General features: G+C 48.6%; 12 protein-coding genes. 10 read left to right on the top strand and 2 right to left on the bottom strand.

The window, feature by feature from the left end; all coding sequences use genetic code 11:
* The first annotated feature begins 14 nt into the window (after positions 1 to 14).
* The 10 genes from ccsA (at position 15) to Q0117_RS06475 (ending at position 9997) form a co-directional block, all read left to right on the top strand.
* Positions 15 to 2705, top strand: coding sequence for a cytochrome c biogenesis protein CcsA (gene ccsA / locus Q0117_RS06520; protein WP_297923893.1), 2691 nt, complete (start codon positions 15 to 17; stop codon positions 2703 to 2705).
* 10 nt (positions 2706 to 2715) lie between these two features.
* A complete protein-coding gene (locus Q0117_RS06515) occupies positions 2716 to 3549 on the top strand; it encodes a tetratricopeptide repeat protein (protein WP_297923891.1) in 834 nt (277 codons plus the stop codon).
* A gap of 31 nt (positions 3550 to 3580) precedes the next feature.
* Positions 3581 to 4705 (top strand): nitrous oxide reductase accessory protein NosL, encoded by a 1125-nt coding sequence (locus tag Q0117_RS06510; protein ID WP_297923889.1) that lies wholly within the window; start codon positions 3581 to 3583, stop codon positions 4703 to 4705.
* Entirely contained in the window at positions 4702 to 4890 is a 189-nt protein-coding gene (locus Q0117_RS06505; protein WP_295098450.1) for a hypothetical protein, read from the top strand. Before Q0117_RS06510 ends, Q0117_RS06505 begins: the two co-directional genes overlap by 4 nt.
* Entirely contained in the window at positions 4880 to 5989 is a 1110-nt protein-coding gene (locus Q0117_RS06500) for an FtsX-like permease family protein (protein WP_297923887.1), read from the top strand. Before Q0117_RS06505 ends, Q0117_RS06500 begins: the two co-directional genes overlap by 11 nt.
* Positions 5986 to 6663 carry an ABC transporter ATP-binding protein gene (locus Q0117_RS06495; protein WP_297923885.1) on the top strand — a complete coding sequence of 226 codons (678 nt, stop codon included), beginning with the start codon at positions 5986 to 5988 and terminating at the stop codon, positions 6661 to 6663. Before Q0117_RS06500 ends, Q0117_RS06495 begins: the two co-directional genes overlap by 4 nt.
* On the top strand, positions 6660 to 7613 hold the full coding sequence (locus tag Q0117_RS06490; RefSeq protein WP_297914381.1) for a hypothetical protein: 954 nt from the start codon (positions 6660 to 6662) through the stop codon (positions 7611 to 7613). Before Q0117_RS06495 ends, Q0117_RS06490 begins: the two co-directional genes overlap by 4 nt.
* Positions 7610 to 8119, top strand: a complete 510-nt coding sequence (locus Q0117_RS06485) for a hypothetical protein (RefSeq protein ID WP_005870878.1) — start codon at positions 7610 to 7612, stop codon at positions 8117 to 8119. The genes Q0117_RS06490 and Q0117_RS06485 overlap by 4 nt, the downstream gene beginning before the upstream one ends.
* Positions 8120 to 8356: 237 nt before the next feature.
* Positions 8357 to 9178, top strand: a complete 822-nt coding sequence (locus Q0117_RS06480; protein ID WP_297923882.1) for a DUF364 domain-containing protein — start codon at positions 8357 to 8359, stop codon at positions 9176 to 9178.
* A 135-nt stretch (positions 9179 to 9313) separates the two neighbouring features.
* Entirely contained in the window at positions 9314 to 9997 is a 684-nt protein-coding gene (locus Q0117_RS06475) for an alpha/beta hydrolase (RefSeq protein WP_297923880.1), read from the top strand.
* 542 nt (positions 9998 to 10539) lie between these two features.
* Here Q0117_RS06475 and Q0117_RS06470 read toward each other — a convergent pair.
* Together Q0117_RS06470 and Q0117_RS06465 are read right to left on the bottom strand one after the other, a co-directional pair.
* Entirely contained in the window at positions 10540 to 10860 is a 321-nt protein-coding gene (locus Q0117_RS06470; protein ID WP_297923878.1) for a hypothetical protein, read from the bottom strand.
* 155 nt (positions 10861 to 11015) lie between these two features.
* Positions 11016 to 11501, bottom strand: a 486-nt coding sequence (locus Q0117_RS06465; RefSeq protein ID WP_297923876.1) for a hypothetical protein, incomplete at its 5' end; no start/stop codon positions are given.

Here is an 11501-nt window from a genome sequence, read left to right as displayed (position 1 = left end):
ACTGCGGAGGGTTAATGAGCGCGCTAAAAATATTAAAATTTTTCATCTCTTACAAATTTGCGCTCTGCCTTCTCTTTATCCTAGCCGCAGGCGCCGGCGTAGCAACCTTTTTAGAGAGCATTTACGATACGCAAACGGCTAAAATTTTAGTATATGAGGCGCGCTGGTACGAGTGCGTCATGGGCGCTGCGACGCTGAGCCTGCTAGGAATAATCATAAAAACCAAAATGTGGCGCCGCTTCGGCTCCTTCGTTCTGCACGCGGCATTTATCGTGATCTTTATCGGCGCGGCGCTGACGCGCTATTTCGGCACCGAGGGCGTGCTGCACGTAAGAGCGGGCGAGAGCGAAAGCGAGATGGTAAGCGTCAAGCCATACTTGCAAATCCGCACGCAAGACGCGCTGTTCGAGCATCCGCTAAATCTATCTCAGATCGGCGATAACGATTTTAGCTTCACGCAAAGTATAAATTCTAAAAACTTCACCGTTAAATTTGGCTCCTACAAACCCGCGCCCAAGGGCGAACAGGGCACGCTTGCGGTAAAGGCGGGCTTTGAGGGCGGAAGCGAGCAAGAAGCGCAGCTGCGCGGCGGCGCTGGCTGGCTCGGGGAACCTAAAATTTTAAACTTTGACGGCGAGGAGATAATGCTAAGCTGGGGCTCGAAGCTCATAGAGCTTCCGTTTGCGGTAAAGCTTTTGAAATTTAAGCTCGAGCGCTATCCCGGCTCGCAAAGTCCGTCATCCTACGCTAGCGACGTTGAAATTTTAAAAGAGGGCAAGAGCGCGGGAGAGCATGAAATTTATATGAATCATCCGCTAAACTTTGACGGCTTTAAGCTCTTTCAATCCTCCTACGACACGGACGAGCGGGGTACGGTGCTGGAGCTTAATCGCGATCCGGGTAAAATCCCTACCTATTTCGGCTATTTCTTGCTTTGCGTCGGATTTATCGGAAATCTTTTTACCGCGGGCAGCAGATTTAAAAAGCTAGCTAAATTTATTAAAAACAACGCGCCCGCCGCGCTTCTTTTGATTGCGCCGCTTTTTTTCAGCATTGAGCTTCGCGCCGCGGATGAAAACTATCTAGCAAACCTTAAAGCCAACTCGCGCGTTCATGCAAACGGCGCGTTCGCGGAGCTTTTGGTGCAAGATTATATGGGCAGGATCAAGCCGCTTAGCACCGAAGCAAGCGAGATCGTAAATAAAATTTCAGGCACGGAGGGGCTTTACGGCTTAAGCGCTGAGCAGATGATCCTAGGAATGAGCCTAAATCCCGCGTTTTGGCGCGATCAAAAGATCATAAAGATTAAAAACGACGAGATCAAAAAGATGCTAGGCTTAGCGCCGCAGGAGCGATATGCGAGCTTTAATTCGGTCTTTGATGAAAACGGCAACTACAAGCTCGCCCACGCCCTGGACGAGGCGAATGAAAAAAGCGCCTCGCGCCGCGGCGTGCTCGATAACGAGCTGATTAAATTCGACGAGCGGCTAAACATCGCGTATCTGACCTTTAGAGGGGTGTTTTTTAAATTTATCCCCGTGCCGAACGACCCGCAAAATACCTGGCTCTCGCCGAACGACGCCTTCGCGGATTATAGTATCGCCCCGCAAATCAAAGGCGTGCTAAACGACTATCTAAACGGCTTGCAAGATGGAATTTCGGATAATGATTGGGCTAAAGCGGACGGCGCACTTGCGGAGCTGAAAAACTACCAAAGAGCCACCTCGGCAGCTATCCTTCCAAGCGAAAACCGCGTCAAAGCCGAGGTGTTTTACAACAAAGCTTCGGTTTTCAAAAAGCTCGTTTATTGCTATATGATCCTAGGCGGCGTAGCTCTAATATTGGCGCTTTTGGGCGCGCTTTGCGGCAAGCGCTTCATGCTCGCGCAAAAAATTTTATTCGCTGCCTTTGCGATATGTTTTATAGCACATACCCTTGCGCTTGCGCTGCGCTGGTACGTTGCGGCTCACGCGCCGTGGAGCGATAGCTATGAGTCGATGATCTACATCGGCTGGTCGGCGGCGCTTGCGGGGATCATATTTTTTAGAAAGTCCCTGCTTACGCTAAGCGCGAGCTGCTTGCTAGCCAGCATCGTGATGCTGGTAGCGCATATGAGCTTCGTAAACCCGCAGATTACCAACCTCGTGCCAGTGCTAAAATCCTATTGGCTTAGCATCCACGTCTCGGTTATCACGGCTAGCTATGGATTTTTGGGCCTTAGCTGCCTGCTTGGGCTTTTGGCTCTTGTTTTGATGGCGCTTAAAAACGGCGCCAATCGCGAGCGGCTTAACGCACAGATCAGATATATAACGGCGATCAACGAGATCAGTCTCATCGTGGGGCTTTCGATGCTGACGCTCGGAAATTTCTTCGGCGGCGTATGGGCGAATGAGAGCTGGGGTCGATATTGGGGCTGGGATAGCAAAGAGACCTGGTCGTATGTCTCGATCATCGTCTATGCGATCGTGCTGCATCTGAAATTTATCCCTAAACTCGGCTTGATCTATGTTTATTGCGTGAGCTCGACGCTCGCGTATAGCTCAATAATAATGACCTATTTCGGCGTAAATTTCTACCTCACCGGCATGCACTCTTATGCCGCGGGAGACGCACCGCATATACCCGCGCCGTTTTATTGTATAATAGCGGCGGTCTTTTTAATAATCGCTCTTGCTTTCAGAGGCAGGGACGTAAAAACGATATAAAGGAGTAAATTTGAAAAAATTTCTAATAGCGCTTGCTTTGGCGGGCGCGGCAAACGCGGGCTTTATCAGCGAGGGCATTCAAGCTCAACAAAGCGGCGATCATAAAAAACTCGCAGAAATTTACGAAAGAGCGTGCGGTTTGGAAAATAAAGCTTCGGGATGCTATAATCTAGCCGTTTTGTATTTTGAGGGCACCGGCAACGTAGAGAAAAATTTCGAAAAAGCTATCAGCCTCTACGAAAAAGCGTGCAGCGCTAAATTTGCGCTTGCGTGCAATAATCTAGGCTATATCTACGAAAGCGGCAACGGCGCGGATCAAAATTTCACCAAAGCCGCGGCTTATTACGAAAAAGCCTGCAAAGATAACGAAGGCTGCACCTCGCTCGGACTTTTATACGCAAACGGCGCCGGGCTTGCAAAGGATGTCGCCAAGGCGGCGAGCCTTTATGAGAAGGCCTGCACCTACGGCGATATGATGGGCTGCAACAACCTGGGCTATCTGTATCTAAAGGGCGAGGGCGTCGAGCAAAGCTTCGCAAAGGCTAAAATTTTTTACGAAAAGGCTTGCGGCGGCGACATCGGCATCGGCTGCAACAACCTAGGCTATCTATACGCCTTCGGGCAGGGGGTGGGCCAGGATTATAAGCAGGCAAAGCAGCAGTATGAAAAGGCGTGCAGCCTCGGCCACTTCGACGGCTGCAATAACCTAGCCATAATGTATGCCGAAGGAAAAGGAGTGAAGTCCGATAACGCCAAAGCAAAAGAGTTTTTCAAAAAAAGCTGCGACGGCGGCATCAAGATGGGCTGCGAGAATTTGGAATTTTTAAACTCGATTAGTAAGTAAATTTAAAACATCAAAATTTTAAGGAGATAGTATGATTTTACGTTCGTTTTTAGCTTCGACCGCGCTTGTTGCGCTCGTTTGCGGCGCCTCGATGGATGGGGCTAATAAGCCGGCAAAGCCTATGTTTCAAAGCGTGGATCCAAGCAAGGCTACGCTTGTAGGAAGCGGCGAGGGCAAAGAATACTGCGCCGTTTGCGGAATGAATTTGGTTAAATTCTATAAAACTAATCACGTTTGGAACGGCAAGCAAGTAGCTTCTCTGCACTGCTTGTACGAGATTACGGGCGGCAAAATTCCAAGCGATGCACAGGTAGTAGATACGAAAAATCTAAATTTGATCGACGTAAATAAAGCCTTTTACGTCGTGGGCAGCAAGGTCAAAGGTACGATGAGCCGCAATAGCAAATACGCCTTTTCAACCGAAGCCGACGCCAAGGAATTCCAAGCCGAAAACGGCGGCGAGATAATGAGCTTCGCCAAAGCCTACGAGATTGCGGGGCAGGATTTCGAGGGCGATAACAAGATGATCAAAGCCAAACGCGAGGGCGGCGTTTACGCGCACGGTAAAGAATTTTACGAAACAAACTGCGCTAAAACGGACGCTAAAAGCTTCAAAGCCATCTCCGAGCTCAAAGCTCATCTCAAAAAGACTTGCGACGCAAAGGGTGCTAGCAAGGAGCCTGAGTACGACAAGCACCTACAAGCCGCGGCGCTGTATCTATGGGATGCGCCGGTAAATTTAGGCAGCAGCGGTAAAGATGCAAAAGCGAAAAAACCTGAAAAGATCGTCGTGCCGGAGGGCGCTAAATGTCCGGTCTGCGGCATGCTAGTGGGCAAAAACCCTAACTGGGCGGCGATGATAGAGGTTCAGGGCGGCGAGAATTTGTATTTTGACGGCGTGAAAGATATGATGAAATACTACTTCCAAAAGGGTAAGGGCTTTGATAAAATTTTCGTAACCGACTACTACAAGTTACACAAGATCGATGCTAAAAGCGCCTTTTTCGTGCTCGGCTCCAACGTCTTAGGACCGATGGGCGACGAGCTCATTCCGTTTGATAGCGAGAGCGCGGCCAAGACCTTCGCCAAAGATCACGGCGGTAAGAGCGTACTTAAATTTGACGAGATCAAAGAGAGCGTAATAGAAGGGCTATGAGGCTCATTTGCGCTTTAATGATCTTTTTTGCCGCCCTTTACGCGCTCATTGCGGTGCATTATGTAAGCTTTGATCGCGCAAAGGGCGAGCAGTGCCTGCAAAAGCTCGCGCGCGAGATAAAGGACGTGCGGCTCTCAAGCAGCTTTAAAAGCAAAGCCTACGCGGAGTTCGTCTATGATAAGTAAAAATTTTATCGACTACTCCGTAATCCTGCTGCGAAAAGACAGAGCCGACCACTCCTTTAGCTTCGCGATATTTGCCTTTATCGTTTTTATTTTAAGCTCGGTGCTTTTCATCTCGGGCTCCATTCAAAACGATCTCGAAAAGGTCATCAAGCTCAGACCCGACATCGTAGTAGAGGCTCTGCGCGCGGGCAAACGCGATCTGATGCACGACGGCTATATCTACGACATTTCTAAAATCGCGGGCGTCAGCGAAGTGCAGGGCGCCGTGGACGGGATGTATTACTTCGCTCAAAAGCGCGTTTGGTTTCATATCGTAGGCGACGAAAATTTGAATGAAAACGAAATGATCGTAGGCGAGGGGGTAAAAGCGGCGATGGGCGAATGGTACTACGAGGATGAGTTTCACTTCTTAACCGAACAGCGCCTAATCGCGATTAAGATAAATAAAATTTCGCCGCACGAAAGCAGCATCGTCTCAAACGACGTGATCTATCTCAACCCCGATACCGCGCGCGAGGTGCTAAGCCTGAAGGAGGGCGAATACACCAAGCTCTACGTAAGCGTGCCCAACCCCAACGAAGTAAGCGAAGTAGCGCTTAAGATCGTAAATTTATACCCCAATACGGAAGCTCTTAGCGCGGAGGACGCGGTAGCTGAAGTGAGGCATCTGTATTATTACAAGGGTGGAATTTTTATGGTGCTTTACGCCGTGGCGATGATCTCATTTTTCATCTTGCTAAAAAATCAAATTTCGCTCGCGTACGGCGAGAAGAAAAAGGAGATCGCGATCTTGCGCAGTATAGGCTTTTGTATAAAGGACATCATCGCGATGAAATTTATTCAAAATTTCATCGTCTCGCTAAGCGCTTATCTGCTCGGCGTCGCGGGCGCGTATGCTTATGTTTTTATCCTGGATGCGCCGCTTCTGCGCGATATATTCTTAGGCGGCGAGTTGCGAAATTTCATCACCTTCACCCCCGCGATAAATTTTAATATGCTCTTTTTGATCTTCGTCTTTAGCGTGATCCCGTTTTTAGCCTTCGTCATCATCCCATCCTGGCGCATCGCTATCGGCGATATGAGTGAGGCGGTCAAATGAGCAAGATAGAGATCAAGCAGCTTTTTAAAATTTACAATGAGGGCAGGGCGAATGAATTTCGCGCTTTAAAAAACATAAGCCTAAGCGTCGAAGAGGGGCAGATCGTAATCTTAAAAGGGGTCAGCGGCAGCGGCAAAAGCACGCTTCTATCCATCATAGGCGCGCTTGCTAAGCCGAGTAGCGGTGAGGTTTTAGTGGACGGCGCAAACGTCTCCAAGCTCGCTGATATCGAAAGCTCAGCGTATCGCCATAAAAAAATCGGCTTCATCTTTCAGTCTTTCAACCTGCTTGAGGCGCTTAGCGTCTATAAAAACGTCCTTGCGCCGCTTAGTCTCGAGCGGCTGAGCAGAGATGAGCTTGGCGCGCGCATAGATGAAGCGATGCAGATTGCTAATATCGCGCATAAAAAAGATCAGATCGTCTCTAGCCTTAGCGGCGGCGAGAAGCAGCGCTGCGCTATCGCAAGGGCGCTCGTGATGGGGCCGCAGATCATCTTGGCCGACGAGCCGACGGCAAATTTAGACAAACAAAACTCGCTCGGCTTTATCGAGATGCTCTCAAAGCTTAAAGAGCTTAAAAAGACCGTTTTGATCGCGACGCACGATATACTCTTTGATGAGCTGGATTTCGTAGATCGATACGTGTTTTTAAAAGACGGGGAAATTTCTGCATGAGCGTATTTTTATCGGGTAGCGTGATCGCGTTTTTGGCCGTGGAGCTGATCGTAATAGCGTTGATGGCGATCTCGCAGTTTCACATCGTGCGGATCATGCGCTACTGGGACTTTAACGCCACCTCAAATTTACAATACGCCCTGGAGAAAAGAAACTATCTCATCAACACCATTTTGTTCTTCACGATAGCGTGCAAGATCATTTTGTTTATATTTTTCGCGCTCTGCCTGAACGAGCTCTCCTCGGTCGTGCCCGGCGCAATGTGCTCCGCAGGCGTCGTGGGCTCGAACCGCTACGGCAACATCCTACTGCTTTTAAAAATTTTACTGATCTTCGGCTTTGGACTCTGGCTTATTTTAAACAGCCTCGATCTTAAAGCGGGCAAATTTCCATACCTCAAACGCAAATATCTGATCTTTACCATCCTTTTTACGGGCGTTTTGGCGGAGTTTATTTTAGAAATTCTATTTTTTATCAATATCCCGCTGCGCGTGCCGGTGTTTTGCTGCTCGGTCGTATTTCGCGCGCCGAAGCTCCCGTTCGGCTACACGCAGGCGCTTTTGGCGACCTTTTTCTACGCGATATTGGGCGCCATTTTGATCTTAAATTTCTTAAAGCAGTCGATGGCGAGCTTTGCTCTGAATTTGCTCTTTTTGTTCGTCGCATACTACGCGATCACCTATTTTTTCGGGCTTTACGTTTACGAGCAGCCTAATCACAAATGCCCGTACTGCATGCTTTTGAAGGATTATTACTTCGTCGGCTACGCGATTTGGGGCTCGCTATTTTTGGGTATATTTTTCGGCATCGTGCCGTTTTTAACGGAGCTCATCACCAAGCGCGCCTACACCCACCTGCTTAAATACTCCTCGTTCTGGCTCATTCTAAACGCACTCATCTGCAGTGCCTACGTCGTCAAATACTACTTCGTGCGGGGCGCGCTGCTATGATTAAGAAAATTTTTGCCGCAGTTTTGCTCGCCTGCGTGATGGGGCTGCTCATATCGTCGATGGATATAGCCGAATCCAAAATTTCCGTCCGTCACGGCAACACCGATAAGCAGCCGCTGCAGATCGAATTTGGCAAATACCTATGCCACGAGAGCGGCACGGTGATAAACGATCTGTACAACACCGCCCAGGCCGTTATGCCAAACGGCGATACATATTTTTTCAACGACATCGCAAACGTCTTTATGTGGCTGATGCGGCAAAAAAACAAAGATGAGATCGTGGTGTGGGTTTATTCGCAAGACACCGAAAAATACATCATCGCCAAGGACGCTTGGTACTCGCGCGTCGAGATCACGCCGATGGGCTACGGCTTTGGCGCGTATGAGTTTCACAACTACGGCAGGAGCGATTACTACTACGACGAGATCGTGCTGTGCGCCGCTCGCGGCGAAACGTTGCTAAATCCGCTCATCAACATCCTGCTTTCCGAAAATAAAATTTAGCCCCGCGGCATATCGGAAAATGAAATTTAGCCCTGCGATGGATCGGAAATAAAATTTAACCCTACGGCGGATATGAAATAAAATTTAGCCTTGCGGCAGGTAGGAAATAAAATTTAACTCCGCAGCGAGCGCGACTTGTCATGGATACGGCCGCCGCCCGCTGAATAAATCTATATCAATACGGGCGGCGAAATTTTAAGCTATAATGGCGCTAAATTCCAGATCAAAGGAGCGAAAATGAGCGAAATTTTAGATCAGACGCTGGAGTGCGCGAAAGAAATTTTAGGAGCGGAGGCGCTGGAACTTAAGATCGAGCGCGCGGTCGTGGGGCTATTTTTTAGCGGCGTGAAGCTGAGCGGAGGCGCGTGCGGGCTTAGCTATACGCCGCTAAAGTCCCTATCGGGCGCCGTTTGCTGCCCCTCGCAAGCAAGCGTGATGCCCGATTCGGGCAATATCGCAGGCAAAAGCGTGCGCTATCTGCTGCGCGATCTGGGCTCTGCCGCGCCGCTTAAAAAGACGCTCGCGCTCGCCGCGCTAAATGCGCTCGGCAGGGCGTGTTTTGATAAAATCCGCGCCGATTACGACGTGAAATTCGGCGCCGATCCCTTTGAGCAGCTGCGGATCGAGCGCGGCAGCTTTAGCGTCGTCGTGGGCGCGCTGGTGCCCTACATCAAGACGCTGATGAAAAAAGGGGCGGATTTTAAAATTTTAGAGCTTGACAAAAGCACGCTCAAGCAGGCCGAGCTGCCGTTTTACCTACCTGCAAGCGAGGCTAGCAGCGTCGTGCCGCGCGCCGATAACGTGATAATCACGGCTACGACGCTCATCAACGACACGCTGGGTGGGCTTTTGCGCCTGAAAAAAAGCGGCGCCAAGCTCGTGCTCGTGGGGCCTACCACGCCGCTACTGCCGCAGGCGCTGTTTGAGCGCGGCGTGGACTTTGCGGGCGGCACGCTCGTGCGGGATGCGGACGCGGTGCTCGATATCATCGCGCAGGCAGGCTCGGGGTATCATTTTTTGGGTAAATTTGCCGACAAAATTACGATCTGTAGGGGCTAGCGCGCAGATTGAAATTTTAAAATTTGCGCGCAAGCGGCTTTGCCGCGAATCTTTATAGATCTACGCGAACGTTTTAAGAGGTCTTTTTTAAAAAACGATGTAAAATGTCCGCTTTAGAAATGAGAGGAGCTAGAGATGAATAGCAAAAGACGAAATGCGATGAAATTTAGCCTAGCATGCGCAGCTTCGCTACTTTGCGTCGGTACCGCCTCGTTTGGGGCGAGCTTAAATTCGAAGGAGAAAAATATGCAAAAGTGCGTCTATATTGTGCACGGCTACGATGCTTCGCCTAAAAGCCATTGGTTTGCCTGGCTCAAAGGCGAGATCGAAAAATCGGGCGCAAGGGCGGAAATTTTAACAATGCCCACGCCTGCGCACCCAAGGCTTGATGAGTGGCTGAAGACATTGCGAGAAAGCGTGAAATTTGAAGACGAAGTCTATCTGGTCGGACACAGCCTCGGCTGCCCTACGATCTTAAATTTCTTACAAAGCAGTGCCATGGGCGGCGCAGTAGAGGGGATCGTGCTGGTCTCGGGGCTTGCAAAGCCGCTTAGCGACCCGCAATTTAAAATTTTAGACGAGTTTATGGATAAAGGCTTTGATTTTGAGCGCATAAAAGCCGCCGCAAAACAGCGCGCGGTGATTGCCGCAAAGGACGATTATATCGTGCCGTTTAGCTTCAGCCGTGAGCTAGCGGGGCAGATGGACGCTAAGTTTTACGAGGTGGAGAAGGGCGGGCATTTTTTAGACAGGGACGGCTTTACGAAGTTTGATCTAGTCTATGAAATTTTAGAAAAAATGATGAGGCTAAATGGCTAGATTTGGGGCAAACACGCCCGCCCGCTTGGTTTTGCTTCTGCATTCGCCGCTCGCGTTTTTCTCTGCCGAAGCTTGGATTTGATTTAAAGAGCGGCAAAAATAAGACCTCTTCGTTAGCTGCAAAGCTCCGAGCTCGCGCAGATAAGCCTGCGGTGCAATCGCCGTTTGTAAAGGCAAGTTCCGCGCGATTTTTTGGAATTTCGCAAACGCCGCAGTGGCATAAATGCGTTTTACATAAATGTTAAAGCGCGGCGGCTAGCGAGAATTTTATCCGTTCGCAAAATTTTGTCCGCGGCGAAATTTCATACTCGGCTTGTGCGAGCTAAATCCGTGCTCAAGTCCGCGCCGCGTAGAAGATAAAATTTAGAGCCCGCGCCGGAGCTTTTGCGACGATAGAATTTTAAAATTTTAAAGCAAGCGGGATAAGCTAAATTTTAAATAGCGCCCAGCTCGTACGCGTTAAATCCGCGCCCAAACCCGTGCTGCGCGAGAGATAAAATTTAGCGGGCGCGAAAGGCGCATAGGCTTAGCTTTTCTTTTCGTTAAACGTATGAAATTACAAAAACGATCGGGCAAAAGGGCACGAACGCAAATGCAAACGCCACGCTCCAGCCAGCAGCCTGCTCGCCCCAAAAATACCCCGCCGCGAGGCACGTCAAAAACCCGCCGTAAAAAGCGCCGAGCGATAAATTTTCTACCGCAAAAAGCAGTAAACTAAGATTTAGATTTTTTACAAACAGCTTGCTTGGCTTAAAATTTTTATACCTTTTGAACAAATACCAAAACAGCGCGCAAGCCAAAATCGCAAATTCTGCCGCAAAAACGGCGATTCTTAGCGCGCCCGCAAAAGGCAGAACTGCCAAAATAAAAGACGCCGCCTACCTACAAAACTAAGCCGATTAGGCCCACCGCCCACCAATCAAGCAAGAAAACCACCCGCTAAGCGAGCAAATATCTCGCCGCTCTGTGAAATTTATACCTTTGCTCCGCGTTTACTATCCTGCGCACTACTTGACCTTTATCGGGGCATATCTGCCAATTCTTTTATCATGCTCTCAACACTTTTGTCTATATTAGTTTTCGTAGTACCGCAGTTATCAAATTCTAAATAGCTAATATTTTGTTTAAGATCTGATTTATAGTTCTCATACCAACTTAATTCTTTATCTATTTGTTCCATAAATTTTTCGTTATCAACAAGATAGATGTAGGTAAAAGCCAATTTATTTCTATTTAGAATTATGCCATCTCCATTATATAGATAATACTCATGCTCGCCTACCAATTGAATTATCGGAGTAGTAAATCCTGCACTATTTTTATCTAAATTTACGCTTATAGACTCCTGCGTCAAAACAATAGGCTTTAAATTGAGTAATTCAGAATAGATATATCTTGATTTATTATAAGAGACATTTCTATCTCGGTTTATTTCCAATACTTTATCATACGTTATTTTATTGCCATACCCATAAGCAGCGTAATAATTCAGCATTTTATTATA

This window comes from uncultured Campylobacter sp. (genome assembly GCF_937997535.1).
In the GTDB taxonomy this organism is placed as follows: domain Bacteria; phylum Campylobacterota; class Campylobacteria; order Campylobacterales; family Campylobacteraceae; genus Campylobacter_B.
This window is presented reverse-complemented; position numbering and strand designations above follow the sequence as displayed.

Coding starts and splice junctions, on each gene's coding strand:
- ccsA (WP_297923893.1), top strand. CDS start 15: ATGAGCGCGCTAAAAATATTAAAATTTTTCATCTCTTACAAATTTGCG.
- Q0117_RS06510 (WP_297923889.1), top strand. CDS start 3,581: ATGATTTTACGTTCGTTTTTAGCTTCGACCGCGCTTGTTGCGCTCGTT.
- Q0117_RS06505 (WP_295098450.1), top strand. CDS start 4,702: ATGAGGCTCATTTGCGCTTTAATGATCTTTTTTGCCGCCCTTTACGCG.
- Q0117_RS06500 (WP_297923887.1), top strand. CDS start 4,880: ATGATAAGTAAAAATTTTATCGACTACTCCGTAATCCTGCTGCGAAAA.
- Q0117_RS06495 (WP_297923885.1), top strand. CDS start 5,986: ATGAGCAAGATAGAGATCAAGCAGCTTTTTAAAATTTACAATGAGGGC.
- Q0117_RS06490 (WP_297914381.1), top strand. CDS start 6,660: ATGAGCGTATTTTTATCGGGTAGCGTGATCGCGTTTTTGGCCGTGGAG.
- Q0117_RS06485 (WP_005870878.1), top strand. CDS start 7,610: ATGATTAAGAAAATTTTTGCCGCAGTTTTGCTCGCCTGCGTGATGGGG.
- Q0117_RS06480 (WP_297923882.1), top strand. CDS start 8,357: ATGAGCGAAATTTTAGATCAGACGCTGGAGTGCGCGAAAGAAATTTTA.
- Q0117_RS06475 (WP_297923880.1), top strand. CDS start 9,314: ATGAATAGCAAAAGACGAAATGCGATGAAATTTAGCCTAGCATGCGCA.